The sequence below is a fragment of the Streptomyces sp. NBC_00353 genome, from assembly GCF_036108815.1.
Classification (GTDB): domain Bacteria; phylum Actinomycetota; class Actinomycetes; order Streptomycetales; family Streptomycetaceae; genus Streptomyces.
Genome location: NZ_CP107985.1, coordinates 132,045 through 152,790 on the forward strand (window position 1 = coordinate 132,045; position 20,746 = coordinate 152,790).

The window sequence follows — 20,746 nt, forward strand, 5'->3', positions numbered from 1 at the left end:
GTCACCATCCACGGCCCCCGAGTGCTAGCCGCCTGCGCCGTCGCGGATACCGTGCACACCCGAGACTCAAAGACCGCTGGAGCGGTATGCGGGCAAGAAGAGAGGGGCAGTGGCCATGATGTGGCGAGTGCCCCTTCAAGTTGAAAAGAGTCTATTGCGGTCCGCGCCGAGACGCATTCCCCCCGGGCAAGGCGGCCCACCCCCGCTGCACCGCGTCTACGACAAGCCGCTGGAAGCCGTCTCGCCGTGGACGGGGGGACAAGGGGCAGGGCCTGGGGTGATCACGAGGTTCGTTTCGCGGCCCAGGTCCGGCGCTGGCGTGTAGATGCTGAATTTCGGCAGGAGTGCCGGGCAGCTGATGGGCATGCAGACCTAGCGGCTCCTTCAGCGTCGCGACCAGTGGCTGCCAGGCTCCGTGCTGGTCAGCGGGGGCGCCAGGTGCGGATCTCGAGGTGGGTGATGTGGGCGTCGGGGTGGATGCGCCCGTTTTGGACGAGCCATTGGTGGACGGCTGAGGTGACGTCGCCGCCTGCTTGGTCCACGCGGTGGGCGAAGTCTGCGGCATCGAAGCCGCCGGTGGTGGCGGAGCCGTAGGAGCGTTCTTCGGTGTGGTCGGCGCGTTGGATGACGTCGCGGCGGATGCCGGGTGAGTCGGTGCGACTGCCGGAGGCGTGGAGGTAGCTGGTCTTGGCCATGCGGACGGTGAAGGCCATGCGGAGGCCTTGGTTGGCGGCTTCTGCGATGAGTGGGCGGAGGCGGGCGGAACCGGAGGCGATGGCTTGTGCGCCGGCGCGGCCGGTGCCGGTTCCGGTGGGGGTGATGAGGACGGCTTTGGTGCGGACGCGGGCTCTGGTGCCCGTGGCGGTGGTGCGGCGGGTGATGTGTCGTGCGGCGAGGGTGGCGAGTTCCGTGGTGTCGGTGATGCCCGCGGTTTGCACGGCGGCGAGGACGTGGGTGAGGGCGGGGACGAAGGCTGCGCCTTTGTGTTTTGTATAGAACTGGGAGACGAGGGAGGGGTCTCGGTTGATGATGCGGGCGATGTCGCGTTTGGTGTAGCCGTGGGCCTGGAGCTGGTCGGCGAGTCGGGCTGCTTCGTTGAGTTGTGGTTCCGGGGTCCGGCGTCGAGCACGGGGTGGCATCAGGCCTCCTGGTTGGTGCGGGGTTGGTGGAGGGCTGTGCGGGCGTGGTCGCGCAGGGCGAGGAGTTCGTCTTCGGTGGTGGGTGCGGGGACGGGGCCGGTGAGGTGGCCTTTGTGGAGGTAGTCGCCGGGCTGCCCGTGGTAGGGCCAGTTCTGGGGCTGGGTGAGGTAGACGGCGTCGGTGCGGAAGGCGATAACGGTGCCGGGCGGGGCGTGGAGGGCCCCGGCGTAGGTGTCGTCGTCGCGGTGTCGCTGGGAGAGCAGGGCGACGCGGGCGGAGGACCAGATGTGGGCGGCCCATTCCGGGTGGGCGTTGGGGTCGCGGGTGAAGCCGGTGGGGCGTTGCCAGGTGATGGTGTCGTTGTCGAAGCCGATGATTTCGGCGTCCGGGGGGACGTCGCGCTCGTGGGTGCGGGGGGTGGTGCCGGTGACGGTGCGGGGTCGTTGGGCGAAGGCGCCGATGCCGTAGAGGAGGATCGCGCGGACGGCACGGGAGGCGAGGTGGGCGGCGGTGCGCTGTGCGGGGTCGCCGTTGAGGTCGGCTTGGGCGGTGAGGGATGCCCAGGCTTCTTTGAGTTTCTTGGACCAGTCGTCCAGTGGTTTGCCGTCGTCGAAGAGGATGCCGTCGAGGATTTCGATCTTCCACGGCCCACGGGGGTTGGACAGGGCGGTGTGGATTTCGGGTCCGCCGGCCCAGGTGGTGAACGTGGTTCCCGGGGTGGCCGGGTAGTGCCAGGCGCGGTCGCCGGGGGCGGGCGCGGGGAGGATCCCGACGTGGTTCCAGGTGTCGGGGACGGTGACGCGGACGTGCCAGTGGCCGCAGGCGAACAGGGCCTTGGTCTGTTCCTTCTGTGACCAGGAGGCAAAGGTGGCGGCGGTGACGCGGCGGGGTGTGCCGACGCCGGATTTCCAGGTGTGTTTGGCGTAGGCGAAGGTGCGGTCGTACTCGGCCAGGCCGGGAAGCTGTTCAGGGACGCGGGGCGGGGTGATGAGTTCCGTGCGGCCCTGTCCGGCGGTGGCGTGGAACAGGCCGCGGAGCTCTTCGGACAGGACGGGGTAGCCGTCGGCGTACTGGCCCTTGGTGGGGATGGTGCGGGTCCACAGGTCGCGGCCGGTCTGGGAGGGGGATCCCATGATGACGGCGTCGGGCCAGTGGTGGCGCAGGGCCTTCCACAGCAGGACGAACGCGTCCCGGATGATGGCGGGTTCGGCGCCCTCGGTGTCGAACCACTCCCCCGCTGAGCGGATTTCGACGTGGTGTTCGCCGTCGGCGCGCTGGTAGCGGCCGACGGGGTTGCGGGGGTGGACGAAGTGTCCGGCCATGCGGTCCTTGCCGCGGCCGGTGTCGGTGCGCCACCCGGGAGTGTCGGCGTTCAGCCAGGCGGCGACTGCGTCCTTGAGGAAGGGGTGCTGGTCGGCCTGGTGGTGCCAGGGAGTTCCGGCGGTGATGTAGATCCGTTCGACGCCGCCGGGCAGAGCGTGGAAGACCGTGTTCAGGATTTCGGCGGCACTGGCGGTCGGCAGGTCCAGGCGGAAGGTCTGGTCGCGGTGGACCAGCACGCCCGCATCAGTGTCGAGGAAGACGGTGCTGCGGGCCTGCTGGGTGAAGTTCGGGTGGGTGGAGGCCAGGTTCGCTGTGTGGGTGAACCACCGGTCGCCGTCGGGGCCTTGAGGGATGCCGGGAAGAGTGCGCTGCTCCCCGGTACGGTTGGGAGGAGTCGGCGCAGTCTGCGGTGCCGCTGCTGGCGGAGCAGCAGCGGGGGGTGCTGAGGGTGGTTCGGGCTCCGACGCCGGCTGGGGGACCGGGCGGGTCATGGCCGGGGCAACTGTGCCGGTCTGGGCGGGTTCCTCTTCGGCGACGTTGACCGGTGCCGTCTCGGCGGCGGGTTCGGGGGCCGGAGGCACTGTGGCGGTCTCCGCTGCTGATACGTTGCCGGCGAGCCGGTTCGGGGCAAGGATCGGGGCGATCGCCACGACGTCAGCGAGGCTCAGCCCGGCTGCGGGTGCGATGCGTTCGGCTTTCGCCTTCTCGTATCCGGCCAGCGCGGTGATCTGCCGGGCGCGGTCCGTTTCCAGTTTCGCGAGCGCGGCCTGGGTCTTCTTGATGTCGTCGCGCAGGGCGCGCAAGTCGGCGAGTTGCGCGTTGTAGGTCTTTGCGTCCATCACGATCCCTTGTGCCTGCAGGTCAGTTGGCGGAACGGTTACCGGTTGCGACGTACGCGATGGCGCCGCCCGAGTGCGAAGTGAGGCGGGTGCCCAGGAGGAGGTCCGCCACGTCACGGTCGGTTTGCTGCGGTGCGGTCAGGTGCTTGACGGGTGTGGCCAGGTCGGTGAGGTATCCGGCGAGGACTGCGTCCGGGAATGCGTGTCGTCCGCCCTCACCTCTCTCCCAGGTGTCCAAGCCGGTCAGGACGGCCACGACGTACCCCGACAGAGTCACCGGCAGCACTCCCCCGGCGGCCACACTGGCGGCGTCGCAGCGCCACCAGCCTTTCAGGCTCCTGAGGAGATCCTCGGGGCCGAGGGCAGATGCGTATCCGATCCACTGCCGGTCGGTGTCGCCGACTCGGCGTGCCACGTCGACGCGCAGCACCCCGAGTTCTTTGGCATCCAGGTGGTGCAAGGGGGCGTGGGGGCGTTCCTGCAGGGCTTGAACGACCCAGAGAGGCGTCATCACACGGACGCCGCGGCGGGAGAGACCGGGAAGCACGCCTGCATTGACGAGGCGACGGAAGGTGGTGACTGCGCAGCCCAGTTCCTCGGCGGCCTGTCCCGTCGTGAGCAGCATTGCCTGTCTCCCTGGGGACGCGTGCCTGTGCCGTGCCTGGACGATATCGGCACACACATCCCTCATGCAAGCCTGATCAGATATCTGAGTTGGGATGCTGTCATTGTGACGGTGGTCGGGTGATCTTGCGGTAGCGGGGGCATGTGGGCAGGGCCTCTCGGTTGGGGATGCGAATCCGATCCGTCGGCGGACACGTGAAGGTCTCAGCTCCCCGGGTGTCTCAAAGTCGCCCACCGAGCCACCTCTTGAGCCATCAAGCAAGTCATTCGGATTGACGGTCCGTGCCGCAGGGCAGCTCTCCTTCTTCGGTCTGTAACAAAGGGGGGCGGATGGCTCGCAGGAAGTCTCTGGCGGCGCAGTTGGTGCAGACATATCGGGATGCGCAGGAGGCGAAGGCCGCTGCTGCCAAGCGGGCCGAGGCAGAGCGTGATCGTCAGGCCCGCGCGGCGGAACGGGAGGCCGCTCAGCGCGCCAAGGAGGAGGCCAGGCGGGAACGTGAGCGGGCCCAGGCCTGGGTCCGTACGCAGAAGGAGAAGGAAGCTCAGCGTTCCGCCGAGTCCCGGAAGGCCGAGCAGATCGTCCGGGATCTGGAGAAGCGTGAGGCAGCCCGGGCCAAGGAGGCTGAGCAGAGGAAGCGGGCCGAAGCGCGTGAGAGGACGGCGGCAGAACGGCGTGCGAAGCAGGAGATGAGCGACCGCCTGCGTCAGGAGGCGACTCTCAAGACAGCTGAGGTCGAGACACAAGTGGATCGCTTGATGTCCGTACTCCACACACGGCCTGGTGGTCTTCGCACGCTCCGACTGCGGGTGGAAGAAGCTTTCAGCGAAGGTGGCTCCGATGGCCTGACCGGCTGCGTGGAGGAGACGCTCAGCAGAGTTGTCTACCCCGACGGTCTTCGCGGTGGGCGTCGCGTGGCTTTCGCGCCGGAAGCGAGGGAGTTGGTCCTGGAAGTCGAACTGCCTGGCCAGGTGGTAGTGCCGGCTGTCACGCAGTACCGGTACAAGGCATCCGCACCTGCGGCAGTGGTGCCGCAGCCACGGAAAGAGGCCGAGTGCAAGGCCATGTATAGAGACCTCGTCGCACGGCTCGCTTTGAGGGCCATCGACGAGGCCTTCACGGTGGCCCCGCCCTCACTGGTCGACGTGGTGGCGTTCAACGGGCACGTCCACGCCAAGGACCGCGCCACCGGGAAAGCCATCCGGCCCTGTCTGATCAGTCTGAGGGCGAGCCGGGACACGTTCGAGGACCTCGTCCTGGACGAGCCGGAACTCGACCCGGTTCAGAGCCTGCACTTCCTCAACGCCATCGTCTCCCAGCACCCCTACGACCTGGAACCCGTCCGGCCCGTGGTCACCTTCGACCTCGCCAAGTACAAATTGGCTCCTGAGCGCGATGTCGTCGCCGGGCTGGACAGCCGGCCCGACCTCGTCACGCTGGATCCCATCGAGTTCGAGCACCTCATCCGGCGTCTCTTCGAGAAGATCGGCCTCAAGTCCTGGGTCACCCAGGCCTCCCGCGACGACGGAGTCGATGCCGTGGCCGTCAACGAGGAACCCCTCATCGGCGGCCTGTGCATCATCCAGGCCAAACGCTCCAAGAACGCCGTGCCCGCCGAAGCCGTACGCGCACTCGCCGGCGTCATGCACGACAAAGCCGCCGCCAAAGGCATCGTCGTCACCACCGCATGGTTCGGCAAAGCCAGCTGGGACTTCGCCCACCGCACCGGCCGCATGGAACTCATCGACGGCCGCCACCTCAAAGCCCTCCTCCTCGAGCACCTCGGCATCGACGCACTCATTGGCCTGCCCAAACTCCCACCCGGTTGGGAAACCCGCGACCTCACCTGACACCAAAGGGAGCGGCTCTGGAGGTCCGGGCAACCAGCAGCATGACGGATCCGGTGGCCAGTTGGGCTCACGTGCCACACCCTTGGGCACGAGCGGCCGCGGGCTGCGCGTCATCGACGCCCTCAGAGCGTCTGGGCACATATCAGCGCAATTCAACTATCAGTAGGAGAACTCGATGTAGTCGATGTCAGTGAGCTGCACCATGTGTAGGCCGCCGGTGGGTGAGACCTTGAAATAGGCCTCGCCGACGGCGTCTCCGACGATGGTGCGGAGTTCGTGTTCGTCCCCGTTGCGGTACCGGGCTTGGAACAGCCGGGCCGCGTAGGCGGTGGGCAGGTGTTCGGAGATATGGCGCATCCGGCCGTCGTCAGAACTGCCGGCTGCTCCGGTGAACCCGAACCAGGCTCTGAAGTGCACCCACATGCCCTGATGCTGGTGGTTGAGGACCTTTTTATGGGCACGGCGGCGTTGCCCCTGCCGAAAACCTCATCCACCGAGGTCAGGCTGCATGCTGGTATTCGTGGAGAGTGCCGCCGAGGCGGTCGCGGCGGCGTATGTCTAGTGCCGCCTCAGGCAACGTTTGCCCTGTCGACGACGGCTTGTAGGTGCTGGTCGTCGGCATGGCGGTTTCGCCAGATGATGTAGCGGCGGATCATGCTGCCCTGTTCCTTGTGGTCGGCGTGGTCCGTGCCGTCCAGAGTGAAGTAGCGCAGGGCCGTGAACTGGGCCTCGATGCGGTTGAGCCAGGAGGAGTTGGTCGGTGTGTAGGCGATCTCGACGTTGTTCGCGGCAGCCCAGGTGCCGACCCGCTGGCACCTTTTCGTGGTCAGGTGCGGGGAGAAGTTGTCGGCCACGATCGCGATCCGGACGGTGTCCGGGTAGAGGCTGCGCAGGTAGCGGCAGAACTCCAGGAACTGGGTGCGCTTCTTGACCGGTTTGATGTGGCCGTAGAGCTTGTCCTTGGCCAGGTCCAGGGCGGCGAACAGGTGTCGCACCCCGCCGTAGCGGTTGTAGGTCGCTCGTCGCCGTCGGCGCGGTTCACGGTCGGGGTCCTTGTGTGTGCCGCCGCGCTCGGCCCACTGCCGGCCCGGGTGGGGCATCAGGTTGAGCGGCCCGAACTCGTCCATGCAGAAGATGACTTCGGGTTCGCCGTCCTCGGGTATAACCTCGCCGTCGGCGATGGCGTACAGGTGCTCGACCCGCGCTTTCTTGGCCGCGTAGTCCGGATCGCGTGAGGTCTTCCAGGTCTTCAGGCGTTGAAACGAGACGCCTTCCTCGCGGAGCAGGATGCGCAGGCCCTCGTGGCTGATGTCGTCGACCACCCCCTCGGCGACCAGGAAGTCCGCCAGCTTGGTCAGGCTCCAGGTCGAGAACGGCAGGTCGTGCTCGGTCGGCTTCGACTTCGCGATCTTCTTGATCTCACGGCGCTCCGGCAGCGTGAACGTCTTCGGCCGGCCACCGGAGTACTTCGGATACAGAGAGTCGAAGCCGTCGGCGTTGAAGTTGTGGATCACGTCCCGGACCCGGTCGTCGCTGGTGAACGACACCTCGGCGATCTTCGCCACCGGCATGCCCTGCGCGGACAGCAGCACCATCTGGGCCCGCCGCCAGGTCACCACCGACCCGGCGCCTCTGCGGATAATCCGCAGCAGTCGCCGCCCCTCATCATCATCGATCTCTCGGACACGCACTCGTTCTGGCACCCGGACAGAATGATGCCCACGCGCCGTCCACTACAGCACCCGGACGGCGCGTCACATCACAACAGGGCAAACGTTGCCTGATCCGGCACTAGCTAGCTAGGGCTTCTTCCCGCGGCGTCGTGGGGCGCGTGCGCTTGAGCCGCGCACGATCAGCTCGACCGCGTCGTCCACGATCTCCTCGATGGGGTCGTCAGGACTGCTGCCTGCCAGAAGTTCGACAGCGCGTCGGCCGAGGTCCTCCAGCGGCATCCGCACGGTGGTGAGCGGCGGTGTGAGATAGCTGGCCAGCGGGAGGTCGTGTACCGCCACCACCGACAGGTCGCGGGGCACCTCGACGCCCGCGGCGTGGGCGGCGTGGAGGGCGCCGATGGCCGATGCAACGTTGGCCACGAACACTGCGGTTGGAGGCTCGTCGAGCGCGAGTAGCGCGGCCATGGCCATAGCGCCGCCGGCGTGGGCGTAGTCGGCGTGGACGATGAGTCCGTCCTCGTGAGGCAACCCGTTTCGTTCCATCGCGGCGAGATAGCCGGCGCGGCGGCGTAGGGCGGTGTCTTCCCCGGTCGGGCCGGCCAGGTGTGCGATGCGGCGGTGCCCGAGCGCCGCCAGGTGTTCGACTGCTAGGTCACCGGCGCGCTCGTCATCGAGAATGACGCAACGTCGCGCCCAGCTTGCTCGCCGGTTGACGAGGAGCCAGGGCATTGCGACGTCGTTGAGTCTGTCGATCAGCGCTTTGTCGGTGTCGGTTCCTGCCAGTAGGAGCCCGTCAACCCGGCCCTGGCCGAGCAGGTCGATGTACTGGCGTGTCCCGGGCTTGTCGCCCGTAGCGCTGCCGGTGACCAAGACATATCCGAGCGTCGCAGCCGCTGCCTGAGCGCCCTTGATGATCTCGGCGTAGACAGGGTTGGCGAAATCCGGGATGAACAGTCCGAGCATGCCTGCTCGCGCGGTCCGTAGGCTGCGGCCGGCGGCGTTCGGGCGGTAGCGGAGTTGCTTGATGGCGGCGACCACGCGCTCGCGTGTCTCGGGCCGAACGGACAGGCGTGGGTCGCCGTTGATGACGCGAGAGACCACCGAAGGGTCGACTCCCACATGCGCCGCCACGTCCGCCAGGGTCACGCGCGCTTGACGACCGCCAGGCGAGGGCTTCGTAGTCATGAACTCTCCAGCGCCCGGCTCTCGCCGGTGTCCATCGAATCGTAGAGGGCGTGGAGCAGACGCAGGGTGTGCAGGTTGTCGCTGGCTGTGGTCTCGGGGGTGGATCCGGTGCTGATCGCCTTGAGCAGCGAGCCCATCGGGCCGGCGAAGGCGTCCGGTATCCATCGCGTCGTGACCGGGTAGGGCAGCCAGCCGTCGGTGGGAAGTATGCGGCTGTTGACTTCCAGGGTGTCTGGGCGCCCGTCGGGGTAGTTGTAGAGCAGACCGAGTGTGCCCTTGATGCTGCCCTCGCTGCCGTCGATGCGAAACAAGGCTTCCGGGTCTCCGGTCCTGTTCTCATGTGTGACGTGTACGAGCGCGCGCACGTCGCCAGGATATACAAGTGTGCTCATCGTTCGCGTCTCGCCCTTCGGAAGCTGGCCGGGGGTGCGGCTGCCGGTGCAGAACACGCGTACAGGATCGCCCAGAATGGAGCGGATGGCGTCGAGGTAGTGGATGGAGTGGAACATGATCTCCAGCCGGTCGGTCGTGAGCAGCCATTCCCAAGCGGTCCAGTCGGTGGCGATGTTGACCGTGACGGACATGGCGGTGGGGTGGCCGATCCATCCCGCCCGTACCATGGCGCGGGCAGCGGCGATGCCCTCGTCGAAGCGCAGCTGCTGGTTGACCGCGATCTGAAGGTCGAGTTTGCGGGCCAGCGCGACGAGTTCCTTGCCCGTTTCCTCGTCCGGGGCGAACGGCTTTTGGCACAGCAGGTGCTTACCCGCGCGCAATGCCTGACGGACGACAGCAGGTTGTGCCTGCGGGGCAACTGCAATGTCGACGACCTCTACACGCTCGTCGAGGAGGAGCTCATCCAGCGACCGGTAGACCTTCTCCACGCCGTGACGGGCCGCGACCTGGGCCGCACGGTCGGCATTGAGATCGTAGATGCCGACTACGTCGAGTCCGGCGCGACGGTAGGCGGGCAGGTGCGCGACGTCCACGATGACTCCCGCACCGACGATGGCGATCGGGCGCTTGTCCTGCTCCGCGACAGTGAGGTCGCAGGCCGCCGCGATCGGAGCAAACAGCTCAAGCATGTCTTTCCCTTCTGCCGGCTCTACCGGCCGGCCTCGGCCAGGCCGCGACACCCCGCCGCGAGAGCGCCGACCATGCGGCTCATCCCGTCGAGGTCAAACGATTGACTTGGTGGCATTGTAACTCTCAACTCAGAGCCCAACAAGCCCCGGTGAGAATCAGGAAGCCCTGCTGTGGTTTTACGCGTCGACGTCCCCGGAATCCAATTCGGCCACCCCATCCGTGCTTGCCTCGCTCGACCGTGCATGAGCACACCGCTGGTGGCAAATGCAGACTACGTAGGCCCGGGGTTCCGCAGAAGCCCCGTCACCTAGAGTCACAGCATGCGGACTGACCAGGGAGGATGCGGCAAGCGGACTTCTGCGGAACCTCGGCAGGCGGCCTGGCGCCGGGAGACGACTGCTGCGTCTCGTCGGACATCAGTGGGTGGGCGGCCAGGGTGGTGACCGTGACTGTCATCCAGGGCCAGGCCGGGAGACTGGCGAGGGCCGAGTGCAAGGCCTCGGCGCCGTCAACCGTCCAGATACCGACGTTGGCGAGGCGGCCCGGAAGCCGCCAAATCGCTTTGATGACACCATCCCGGCGCAGCTCGCGTCCCTGTGCGGACTCGCGCTCCAGCAGCGCGTTGCGCTCCGCCGGGGACATCGTCGCAGGGAGCTGGGTTTCCAACCGCACGAGGAACTCCATGGTGCCTCCGTTCACGGCAAGGGCGTTGTGCGGTGGGGTGGCTGAACGAGTTCGTGCACGATGTCGTCCGGCCCGTAGAAGTAGACCGTGCCTCCGCCCTTGTTCACACCGTCGGTGATCAGGTTCGGGGTGGAGAAGAACCGTACGCCGAGTGCACTGAGCCGGGCGTACTCGGCTTCGATGTCAGCGACGGCGAACGCGAGATGAGCCGCACCGGGATTGGCGATGTTGCGGTCGCCGCGTTCACCGCGCGGTGCAAGGTACTGCACGAGTTCGAGGTGGTGTCCGGACACCTGCACGCCCTCGCCGATTCGCAGCTGGGCGATGCGCAGATGCGCGTCGGGGTAGGCGACGAGCTTTCGGGTGTACTCGTTGCTCTGCTCCTGCCGGTGAACACAGGTACATCCGAGGGCGTCGACGTAGAAGGCGACGGCCGCATCGAGGTCGGAGACGGTGAAGCTGAAGTGCCAGACAGCCAGCATGTGTACGTTCTCCGGTTCAGTCGAATTCCAGGCCGCCGCAGACGTTGAGCGCCTGCCCGGTGACGTAGCCGAACTCGTCCCCGAGCAGGCGGGCCACGACGGCGGCTATTTCGTGTGCGGCGGCCATCCGGCCCAGCGCCACTTTCGTGACAAGAGTCTTGGTGATCTGCTCCTCGGGAATGCCTTGGAGCTTGGCACGTTCCTGAGTGTTATGTGCGGTCATCGGGGTGTCGACCACGCCGGGGCAGACGGCGTTGACACGGATGCCGTGCGGAGCGAGTGCGACGGCTGCCGACCGCACGACGCTGACCACGCCGGCCTTGCTGGCCGCATAGTCGGCAGCATCGGCGCGAGGCCCGCGGGCCGCGACGCTCGCCACCGCCGCCATGGCTCCTGGCAGACCGTCCTCGGTCATCGCTGTGGCACAGGCCTGCAACACCGTGAACGTACCTGTGAGGTTGACGCGCAGTGTGCGGTTCCAGGTCTCGGCGGACAGTTTGAGGAACGGCTGCGGCGCCATGATGCCAGCGGCGCAGACCACTGCCGTGGGCGTGCCCAGGGCCTCACGGGTGACGGCGAGCGCTTCCCTTACGGATGAGGGGTCCGCGACATCGGTCAGCACTGGGACCGTGCGCCCGCCCTGGTCCGTGAGGCGTGCGGCAAGGGCGGCCGAGCCGGCTTCGTCGATATCCCACAGGGCTACGGAGTAGCCGGCGCCGACGAGTTTCTCGGCCGTTGCCGCACCAATGCCTGCGGCCGCACCGGTCACGACCGCGACGGGGGCTCTCCCGCTCATCCTGCGTCCTTCGTGCCGGCGAGGAACTCGTTCAACCGCGCGTGTGCCTGCTCCAGTGCGCGGCGGCCGGACGCGTCCACGACGACAGCACGCATCATCTCGTTGAGGATGCCCGCGATGACCGGCCAGCGTGAGTCAACCGGCACGGACCGGGCGTGCGCATGTGCCTGCTCGAGGACCCCGTAGTACGGTGCAATCGCCTGGACCTCCGTGGCGGCCCAGGAATCGCGCCGGGTTGCCGAGCCTCCGCCGATCGCGGTGCGTACGTCCATCTCGTGCGTGGCCAGCCGCCGGATCAGGTCGATCGCCCGGTCGGGGTCGGAGGTGCCGGACGCCACGGTGAGTACCCAGTAGGCGTTCATGGTCACGGTGGAGCCGTCCGGGCCTTCGCCGCCCGGTACCGGCGCGCAGCCGACCAGCCCGTGGGTGGGGGACTGAGGATCTGCGGAAAGGGCCGCGAAGCCGCACCAGTTGACCATCATCGCCGCTTCTCCGGCGGCAAAATGCACACCGGAGGCGACGCTGTCCCAGTCCGCGGCTGCGGGGTCGACCACCCGGCTCACATGCCACAGATCGTGCAGGTAGTCGATGGCTTCGAGGGCTGGGGTCCGGTCGAGCCCGGACCGGCCCGAGCCGTCGATCAGTTCACCGCCGCGGCTCCACAGATGTGTCAGGAAGTCGTAGACGTTGTTGTGCTCGTCAGGAAAGCCCGCCTGGACGGTACCGTAGAGGCCCTCGTCGGGTCGGTTGAACCAGATCGCCTGGTCGTGCATCTGCGACCAGTTGGTGGCCGGGGCCAACGGATATCCGAATCGTTCGGCAAACCCGGCCTGTTCCTTGGGGTCGCCGTACAGGTCGGTGCGGTAGAGCTGCATCATCGGACCGTCGTGGTACGCGATGCCGTACGTCTTGCCGTCGGGACCGCGCTGCAGCTCTCGCAGTGACGGAACCCACGCGTCCGGCCATCCCTGCGGCGGAGCCGCAGCGAAATGCTCGTCGAGCGGAAGCAGTCGACCCGATTCGATCAGCGCGGGCAGCCAGTCGGTGATCAACATCAGTACGTCGTTGGCACCGGAGGTGGCGCCGTCCCCGTGCAGGACCTTGTCCTCCAGGTCACCGATCTCCACCAGCTCGAATCGTGCGGACACGTCGGGTATCGCTCGGAACTGTGCGGTGAGTGCCCGCTCGAAGCCGTCGAATTTGCGACCCAAAAGCACCAGTGGTGTGGTCTCAGGCATTCTGGACCCCTTTCACTCAAACGATTGACTGATTTTTATCACGGGGCTTCCCGAACAAGGAAGGACCGCACATGATTACCAAGACTGGCCGCCCGCGGCCGCTCCCCCGGACGCCCACGCAAGCCGCGCCGCGTCCCGGCGGCACCGACGAGCACCTCAGCCCGTCCCACCATTCAAGCGCGGGTACCAGCCGACTGTGTACATGCCATGCATGAGCAGAGTGCGATCACGCAGTCCGCACGGGGCCCGGGCGCCCACTCACAACCTTCTGCAATACAGTCCTGTCGCCTTGGCGCGGCGGCGCCGGTACGCGCGCTGGGGGCGAAGTGGTGGGTGCCAGCGGTGTGCCCGGCAGGCTGGGGTCACTCGACCAGGCTGGTTTCCGGCAGGGCGATCGGTGCGGCCTCCTCTTGCGTCGAGGCCGCCTGCGAGCTGCTGCCGCGCCACGCAGACCAGCGTGAGCGAAGGAAGGATTGCCCGCGCGAGGAGGTGGCTGTGTAGAGCGCCGAAGCCGCGATCAGGACGCCGCCCTGCACGACATTCTGGTAGTTGGAGCCGATGTTGAGGACGTTGAAGCCGTTGCTCAAGGTGAAGAGGATCAAAGTTCCGACCACGGACTTCGCCACGAATCCGGAACCGCCGAACAGGGAGGTTCCGCCGAGAACAGCGGCGGCGATGACGGTCAGCTCACCACCGGTGAGCACGGTGGGGTCGACCGAGTTGAACTTGCCCGCGAACAGCACCCCTACCAGAGCTGCCATGGCCCCGTTGAGCACGAACGCGGACATCTTGTAGCGGTCGACATTGATCCCGGACAGGCGGGCCGCCTCCGCGTTGCCGCCCACGGCGTAGAGGTTCCGGCCGACCACCGTGTAGCGCAGCACCGCACTGGTAACGACGGTCAGAGCCAGCATGATCCACACAGGCACGGTCTGGTTGAGCAGGTCGGGCTGGAACAGGCTCACGGCCAGCACTGCGAAGCCGGCCACGGCGACGGCCACCACGGTCCCAACCGGCCTGTTCTTGTTCCTGCCGTAGGCGCCGACCGCTGCGGCCACGGCCACGAGGACGACGCCGACGGCGAGGGCGACAGACCGGTCTGGTGCCAGTCGTGCTGTCTCGAAGGTGTGGAAGGAGGTGTCGGTGGCCGTGATGCTCTGTCCGTCGAGGATCACCTGCACGACGCCGCGCACGGCAGTGAGTGTTCCGAGCGTGACGATGAACGCGTTGACGCCGACCTTCTGCACCAGCACGGCGTTGACCAGCCCCACCGCGATCCCGGCCAGCAGCGCCGCAACCAGCGCCACGGCAACGCCGTGCTGGTCGACAAGGTCCAGCGCGATCGTTCCCGACAACGCGGCGGTGGACGCGATGGACAGGTCGAAGTTGCCGCTGATCAGCACAACCGTCATGAAGATCGCAAGGATGCCGATCAGCGCTGACTGGTCGAGGATGTTGCTGATGTTGACGGCGCTGAGGTAGGCGGGTCGGCCCTGCACCGACGAGGTTATGGTCAGCGCCGCTACCAGGGCTCCGAGGGCGTAGACCACTCCCGCAGAGCGCGGCGATAGCGCGCGACGCAGGGCGGCGGTGCTCAGCTGTCGGGTACGGCTCTCGCCGGTTTTGGTACCGTAATTCACGATCTGGACGCCTTTCTTACAGTCCGCTGGCGAGAGCGGTGAGTTCGTGCAGGTTCGTGTGGAGTGCCTCGCGCTCGGCGATCAGTTCTCCACGGCGCATCACCAGTACGCGGTCACATGCGCTCAGCAGTTCCTCGAACTCCGAGGCCACGATGAGCACCGCGTTCCCGGCCGCCGCGAGACGCCGGACGAGCTGGATAATGTCGGCCTTGGCGCCGACGTCGACCCCGGCGCAGGGTTCGTCGAGCAAGAAGATCCGGGCTGGGCCGTAGAGCCACTTGGAGAAGACGACCTTCTGCGCGTTACCCCCGCTGAGCTCACTGACCCGGGCCTCCGGCGACGGGGCGGCGATGCGCAGATCTGCGATCGCACGCGTGGCGAGGTCTCGTTCACGACGACGTTCCGGCAGCTGCCTGTACCGCGACATGCTCGCCAGGTATGGCAGGGAGATGTTGCGCCATATCTCCCAGTCGGGCAGGAGCCCCTGACGCGAGCGATCCTCGGGAACGAGTGCGAGACCTCGGCGCACTGCGGTACGCGGTGAGGGTTTACGCAGGGCGCGCCCGGCCACCCGGATGCTGCCGCAGGCCGCCGGGTCGGCACCGAATATCCCTTCGAGCAGTTCGGTGCGACCGCTGCCCAGCAGTCCGGCCAGACCCACAACCTCGCCGGCATGGATGTTCAGGTTCACCGGTCCGAAACGTCCTGGTGAGCAAAGCCCCTCCACGGTGAGCAGCGGCTCGCCCCGCATGCAGGCGGCGGGCGGCGGCTGCTCCTCCAGCCGGGCCTCCTCCAGCCGAGCCAGCCTCTCCCCCACGATCGCGGTGATCAGTTGGTCCTTGCCGCTCGCGGCGGTCTCGGTATCGACTACCACCTTGCCGTCCCGCAGCACGGTGATGTGGTCGGTGAGCTCCAGGACCTCGTCGAGGAAGTGGGACACATAGACGAAGGTGGTGCCCTGGTCACGTAGCCGGCGGACCGTACGGAAGAGCACCTCCCGTTCGGTGGGCGACAAGGCTGCGGTCGGTTCGTCGAGCAGGACCAGCTGGGGATCGCGGGCCAGTGCCTGCAGGATGGAGACCATCTGCCGGGCGCCCACCGACAGTTGGCCGATTGTTGCGGTGGCGTCGAGGTGGTAGCCGATCCGCTCGCACAGTGCGGTGAGCTCATCGGCGCGGGCAGCGGCGTCCCATCGGGCGGAGTCGTGCCGGCCAAGGAAGACGTTGTCCAGCACCGTCATGACCTCGACCAGCGGGGTGTGTTGGTGGACGGCCGCCAGTCCGGCGGACAGCGCGTGGGCGGGGCTGGTCCAGGTCACTGGTTCGCCCCGCCACGCGACCGTGCCGCTGGTGGCGGTCTGCACCCCTGACATGATCTTGATGAGCGTCGACTTGCCGGCGCCGTTCGCGCCGATGAGGCCGTGAACGGTGCCGGGGCGCACCTTGACGGAGACCCCTCGCAGGGCATGGGTGCCACTGGGGTAGATCTTGTGCACGTCGGTGATAGCGAGTACCGGCGGAGGGGCGCTGCGGCGATCGGTCATCTTGGCCTCATGGTTTGTGGTGTGCGTGTGCTGGTCGGCGCGGTGCCCGAGTCAGGCGTTCACCACTGCGGGGTGCAGCTGGAGACGTTGGCGGCGGTGACGCCCGGGGTGTTGTAGAAGGTGGTCTTCGGCGCACCGGTGAGCTTGCCGGTCAGTGCGTCGTGCATCATCTGCACTGCCATGGCGCCCTCGTCATAGGGCTTGTAGCAGACCGTCCCGTACAGGTCGCCAGACTTGATCGCCGCGATGCCGCCTTTCGAACCGCCGATGCCTATGATCTTCGCCTTGGAGCCGGCCGACTTCACCGCGGCGGCGCAGCCCACGGCCATGTCGTCGGAGATGGCGTAGAACAGACCGATTCCGGGGTTGGCAGCCAGGATGTTCTGGCAGGCGGACTGACCGTCCTGCTTGGTCCAGTTGCCTGGCTGAGTCGCGACGATCGTGTACTTGTCCGCGCCGGCGCCGCCGAGGGCGGCCTTGAACTTGGTGACCCGGGTGGTGTTCTCCACGAATCCGGCCGCGCCGGTGATAACCGCGACCTTGCCTCCGCCGGGCAGGGCCTTGAGTGCCAGTTCCCCGGCCGTGCCTCCGGCGCCCAGCTCATTTTCGTCCAGCACGAACTTCAGCTTGGCGTAGGGAACTTCAACCTTGCGATCAGCCCCCACGTAGCCGTGCACGGTGCCGACGGGGATCCCGGCTGCGGTCGCCTGGTCCACCAGCGCCTGAGCCGGGCCGGGCGAGAGCGGCGTCAGCAGGATGCCGTCGACCTTCTGCGCTATGAGGTCCTGGACCTGGCTCGCCTGCTTGGCCTGGTCGCCCTGCGAGTCCATGTCGACCAGCTTCACCCCCAGCTCGGCGGCCTTCGCCTCAGCACCCTTGGCGATAGCAGCCGGGAAGGTCACCGATTCCTGCTGGTTGGCCAGACCGATCGTCAGCGAACCGCTCTTGGTTTTGGCGGCGGCGGACGGCGCCTTGTCGGCGGTGTTCGTCGACACGCTGCAGGCTGCGGTCGTGGCGAGGGCAAGAGCCGTCACCCCGGCGAGCACTACCCGGTGGCGCAGTGATCTTCCATATCTGTTCATGGCAAGTTTTTCCTTTTCCGTGCAGGGGTCATGGGAGACGGGGCTAGGTAATGGCAGGGAGCTGCGGCTAGCGGCAAAAAACGGGGGTGCCGGCAACGATCCGGCGGGCCGCGTCGGTGATCCGGTCGGCGGTGGGCAGGACCGCGGCCGACAGATGGGGAGCCGCGGGCACCCGCAGATCGGGCAGGCCCAGTCGGCCCGGAGCGGCCCGCAGTGCGACGCCTGATTCGGCGACCCGGGCGATCACTTCGGCCCCGAAGCCACCGGTGACATTGGCCTCGTGAACCACCAGAAGCCGGCCGGTTCGCTCGACGCTGCTGAGCACCGCGTCGGTGTCGAAGGGGTTCAGCCAGACGGTTTCGATGAGATCGGTGCTGATGCCCTCCGCGGCCAGGGCTTGGGCCGCCTGGGCTGCCGTCCTTGCCGTCGCGCCCCAGGTCACCATGGTGAGATCGGATCCGTGCTGCCGGTGCCGACTGCCGCCGACGGGAGCGATCGGGCCACCGATGACGACCTCTTCCCGCTCTCCGGCGTAAAGGCCCCGGGCCTCGATGACCAAGGTGGGGTCGTCACACGCCACGGCAGACAGCAGCAGGTCGTAGGCGTCCTGCGGGGTCGAGGGCAGGCAGACCCGCAGCCCCGGAACGTGAGCGAACAGGGCCTCAAGCGACTGCGAGTGCTGCGCGCACGAGCCGGGCGTGGCGCCTTGCTGGGTCCGGATGGTCAGCGGGGCGCTGAGCGCTCCGTTCGACACATACCTCACGTTCGCAGCCTGATTGATCACCTGGTCGATGCCCACCAGGGTGAAGTCGATCCACATGATCTCGACGATCGGCCGTCGGCCCATCATCGCCGCACCGACCGCGGAACCTATGATGGCGCTCTCGCTGATCGGAGTGTCGAAGACGCGCTCACCGAAGTCATTGCGCAACCGCCTGGTGACGCCGAAGACGCCGCCGGGCTTAGCCACGTCCTCGCCGTACAGCAGTGCCTCGGGCCAAGTCTCCATGGCCCTTCGCAGTGCCGCGTTGACCGCTTCGCCGAACCTCAACTTCACCGTCTCAGGCATACAAGTGCTCCTTCACGTCCTCCGCAGAAGCCAAAGGCGCCGCCAGCGCCTCGGCCACGGCCCGTTCGACCTCGTCGGCCGCCTGTTGAACAGCCGCCCGGCAGACGGCCTCGGTCACACCCTGGGCCACCAACTCCCGCTCCAGCCGCCCGATCGGTTCGCGCTGCCAGGCACTGGCCACCTCACCGGCGGGCCGGTAGTGCTCGACATCGCCGATGTAGTGGCCGACCAGACGCTCCGTCATCGCCTCGATGAAGCTTGGCCCCTCACCGGCGCGGGCTCGGTCCACCGCGGCGGCCATCGCGTCGCGTACGGTGGTCACACTGTTGCCGTCGATCCGGGAGCCGGGCATGCCGTAGCCCGCCGCTCGACGCCATAGTTCGGGTTCACCGACCATCTCCGCGATGGGCGTCAGCTCCGAGTAGGTGTTGTTCTCGCAGACGAAGACCACCGGGAGTGAGAACGCCGCGGCGAAGTTCATGGCTTCGTGCATCGCACCCTGGTTGGTGGCGCCGTCCCCGAAGGACACCACCGCCACGCGGCCCGACCCGTCGTACCGGGCGGCCAGCGCGGCACCGACCGCGATCGGGGCGCCGGCTCCGACGATGGAGTTCTCACCGAAGAATCCGTACTGCGGAGCTGAGAAGTAGGGCGAGCCACCTCGGCCGCCGTTGAGACCGGTGCTCCTCCCCAACAGCTCGGCGAAGCTGGGCGCCAGCGGTACTCCGCGGGCCAGCGCCCAACCGTGTCCGCGGTAGGTGGCGAAGACGGCGTCCTGCGGCTGCAACACAGCACAGGCGCCCACGGGGATGGCCTCCTGGCCGATGGACAGATGCACGGATCCGATGATCTGGCGAGCCAGACTCAGCTCCCGTGTCTTCTCCTCGAAGCTGCGAATACGCTGCATCGCCGCCAGATCACCGATCTCAGCCGGCTGGTGTGAAGTCATTCGTTTCCCTCCTCTTCCGTGATGACGACGGGATCTGTCCTTGTAGAATCCGGTTGCGCGCCACGGCGCCACTCGGTCACCGCTGCCTGGCATATCTGGGTTGTCGAGCCGAGGTAGTCCGACGGGGTCGGCAGCACCGGTTCCAGAGCGGACCATGCCTCCGCGTCCAGGCTCGACCGCAGGGTGGCTACAAGGGGTTGGTCCTTCTCCCGCGATCGGCGCACCGCCTCGTAGAGAACCTCGTGTGCGCGGTCGCGGCCCAGCTGGGATGCGAGCGCGATCATGTACCCCTCGGCCATGATCCTGCCTCCGTCGGCGTCCAGGTTGGCGCGCATCCGCCCGGGGAACACACGAAGGCCGCTGGTCAATGCGATAGCCGCGCGTAGTGCCCCCGCCGCGGAGGCAGAGGCTGCGGGCAGTGCCTGCCATTCGACCTGCCACTCCCCCGCCGCCCGTTCATGGCCCGCCTCCATCGCGCGCAGCATCGCGGAAGCGGCGGCCTGGGCCATAACCCCGAAACCGATGGTGAGCTCCGCGGAGATCGGATTGGCTTTCTGCGGCATCGTCGAGGACGCACCCCGGTACAAGCCGTCCGCCTCGGCGACCTCGCCGATCTCGGTACGGGAGAGGTCCACCATCTCCCGTGCCAGGCGCACACAGGTGGCAGTCACCAGTGCCGCGGCCATGGCGAACTCGGCCACCCGGTCCCTGGCCACATGCCACGGCACTTCGGTCGCGGCCAGATCGAGACGGCGAGCCATCTCATCACGCACAACGGCGGCACGCTCGCCCAGCGCGGCGGAAGTGCCTCCGGCGCCGAACAAGGACAGCACCGACACCCGCTGCCTGGCCACGGTCAGCCGCTCCCGGTGACGTGTGAACTCGTCCAGGAACACCGCGCACTTCGCGCCGAACGTGGTGGGCACGGCCTGTTGAGCGTGAGTACGACCGGCCATGAGCGTGCCTTCGTGCCGGCGTACCAGCACCGCAAGCCCGTCACCGAGCTGTCCGACAAGGTCGAGGAGCCGCCCGGCGGCATCCCGCAGCTGCAGCGCCAGCGCGCAGTCCATGATGTCCTGGGTCGTCGCGCCGAAATGCACGAAGCCGGCAGCCTCGTCGTCCAGCGAGGCGCAGATCATCCGCACCAAGGGAAAGATCGGGTATCCGACCGTAGCGGACTGCGACCAGAGTCCCTCCGTGTCGACGACCTCGGGCCGACAGGCGGCGATGATCCGCTCAGCCGTATCGCCCTCGACGACACCGGCGGCCGCCAGACCATGGGTCAGGGCAGCCTCAACCACAAGCCAGTCCGCCACGGCTCTCTGCTCGGAAAAGACGGCCGCCATCTCTTCATCAGCACCGACAGCGGTCAATAGATCAAAGGTCACAAATGCCTCAGCAATCGTCGGTCAATCGCTTGACTCAAACGTTTGACTGAACCATAGGGGCGGTGCGATCCAGGCGCAAGAGTCTGTGTCGCACAGTCGGAACGCGACCGTTGGCGACCGCGTACCGTCCGCTCTGTCCGTGAACTGGTGCTGCGTCTCGC

At 67.3% G+C, this 20,746-nt stretch carries 17 protein-coding genes and 1 pseudogene; 1 reads left to right on the forward strand and 17 read right to left on the reverse strand.

Annotated features, from left to right (window positions below; genetic code table 11):
* Nucleotides 1-422 precede the first annotated feature (422 nt).
* From OHA88_RS00545 to OHA88_RS00555, 3 genes are read right to left on the reverse strand one after another with little or no spacing between them, the layout of a single operon-like run.
* Nucleotides 423-1,139, reverse strand: coding sequence for a helix-turn-helix domain containing protein (locus OHA88_RS00545; protein WP_328623727.1), 717 nt, complete (start codon nt 1,137-1,139; stop codon nt 423-425).
* Nucleotides 1,139-3,301, reverse strand: a complete 2,163-nt coding sequence (locus tag OHA88_RS00550; RefSeq protein WP_328623728.1) for a hypothetical protein — start codon at nt 3,299-3,301, stop codon at nt 1,139-1,141. Before OHA88_RS00550 ends, OHA88_RS00545 begins: the two co-directional genes overlap by 1 nt.
* A 22-nt stretch (nt 3,302-3,323) precedes the next feature.
* A complete protein-coding gene (locus OHA88_RS00555) occupies nt 3,324-3,926 on the reverse strand; it encodes a helix-turn-helix domain-containing protein (RefSeq protein ID WP_328623729.1) in 603 nt (200 codons plus the stop codon).
* Between the two features lie 329 nt (nt 3,927-4,255).
* Between OHA88_RS00555 and OHA88_RS00560 the strand changes: the two genes are divergently transcribed.
* On the forward strand, nt 4,256-5,773 hold the full coding sequence (locus OHA88_RS00560) for a restriction endonuclease (RefSeq protein ID WP_328623730.1): 1,518 nt from the start codon (nt 4,256-4,258) through the stop codon (nt 5,771-5,773).
* Nucleotides 5,774-5,932: 159 nt separating this feature from the next.
* On the opposite strand, the pseudogene tpg reads toward OHA88_RS00560, so the two are convergent.
* The 14 genes and pseudogenes from tpg to OHA88_RS00630 form a co-directional block, all read right to left on the reverse strand.
* Nucleotides 5,933-6,229, reverse strand: a pseudogene (gene tpg, locus OHA88_RS00565) (telomere-protecting terminal protein Tpg); the annotation flags it as partial.
* 113 nt (nt 6,230-6,342) lie between these two features.
* Nucleotides 6,343-7,476 (reverse strand): IS630 family transposase, encoded by a 1,134-nt coding sequence (locus OHA88_RS00570; RefSeq protein WP_328623695.1) that lies wholly within the window; start codon nt 7,474-7,476, stop codon nt 6,343-6,345.
* Nucleotides 7,477-7,572: 96 nt separating this feature from the next.
* Nucleotides 7,573-8,631, reverse strand: a complete 1,059-nt coding sequence (locus tag OHA88_RS00575; protein ID WP_328623732.1) for a LacI family DNA-binding transcriptional regulator — start codon at nt 8,629-8,631, stop codon at nt 7,573-7,575.
* Nucleotides 8,628-9,713: a Gfo/Idh/MocA family protein gene (locus OHA88_RS00580; RefSeq protein ID WP_328623733.1), complete on the reverse strand. Its 1,086-nt coding sequence runs from the start codon at nt 9,711-9,713 to the stop codon at nt 8,628-8,630. The genes OHA88_RS00575 and OHA88_RS00580 overlap by 4 nt, the downstream gene beginning before the upstream one ends.
* Nucleotides 9,714-10,017: 304 nt before the next feature.
* Nucleotides 10,018-10,398 carry a muconolactone Delta-isomerase gene (locus OHA88_RS00585; protein WP_328623734.1) on the reverse strand — a complete coding sequence of 127 codons (381 nt, stop codon included), beginning with the start codon at nt 10,396-10,398 and terminating at the stop codon, nt 10,018-10,020.
* An 11-nt stretch (nt 10,399-10,409) separates the two neighbouring features.
* A complete protein-coding gene (locus OHA88_RS00590) occupies nt 10,410-10,880 on the reverse strand; it encodes a VOC family protein (protein ID WP_328623735.1) in 471 nt (156 codons plus the stop codon).
* A gap of 16 nt (nt 10,881-10,896) precedes the next feature.
* Nucleotides 10,897-11,676 (reverse strand): SDR family NAD(P)-dependent oxidoreductase, encoded by a 780-nt coding sequence (locus tag OHA88_RS00595; RefSeq protein WP_328623736.1) that lies wholly within the window; start codon nt 11,674-11,676, stop codon nt 10,897-10,899.
* Nucleotides 11,673-12,914, reverse strand: coding sequence for an extracellular solute-binding protein (locus OHA88_RS00600; RefSeq protein WP_328623737.1), 1,242 nt, complete (start codon nt 12,912-12,914; stop codon nt 11,673-11,675). The genes OHA88_RS00595 and OHA88_RS00600 overlap by 4 nt, the downstream gene beginning before the upstream one ends.
* A gap of 362 nt (nt 12,915-13,276) precedes the next feature.
* A complete protein-coding gene (locus OHA88_RS00605; RefSeq protein WP_328623738.1) occupies nt 13,277-14,554 on the reverse strand; it encodes an ABC transporter permease in 1,278 nt (425 codons plus the stop codon).
* A gap of 16 nt (nt 14,555-14,570) precedes the next feature.
* A complete protein-coding gene (locus OHA88_RS00610) occupies nt 14,571-16,097 on the reverse strand; it encodes a sugar ABC transporter ATP-binding protein (RefSeq protein WP_328623739.1) in 1,527 nt (508 codons plus the stop codon).
* Nucleotides 16,098-16,156: 59 nt separating this feature from the next.
* Complete coding sequence (locus OHA88_RS00615; RefSeq protein WP_328623740.1) at nt 16,157-17,179, reverse strand: sugar ABC transporter substrate-binding protein; 1,023 nt, start codon at nt 17,177-17,179, stop codon at nt 16,157-16,159.
* Nucleotides 17,180-17,246: 67 nt separating this feature from the next.
* Nucleotides 17,247-18,248: an alpha-ketoacid dehydrogenase subunit beta gene (locus tag OHA88_RS00620; protein WP_328623741.1), complete on the reverse strand. Its 1,002-nt coding sequence runs from the start codon at nt 18,246-18,248 to the stop codon at nt 17,247-17,249.
* Complete coding sequence (locus OHA88_RS00625) at nt 18,241-19,197, reverse strand: thiamine pyrophosphate-dependent dehydrogenase E1 component subunit alpha (RefSeq protein ID WP_328623742.1); 957 nt, start codon at nt 19,195-19,197, stop codon at nt 18,241-18,243. Before OHA88_RS00625 ends, OHA88_RS00620 begins: the two co-directional genes overlap by 8 nt.
* A complete protein-coding gene (locus tag OHA88_RS00630) occupies nt 19,194-20,585 on the reverse strand; it encodes a class-II fumarase/aspartase family protein (protein ID WP_443044140.1) in 1,392 nt (463 codons plus the stop codon). The genes OHA88_RS00625 and OHA88_RS00630 overlap by 4 nt, the downstream gene beginning before the upstream one ends.
* Nucleotides 20,586-20,746: the final 161 nt, after the last annotated feature.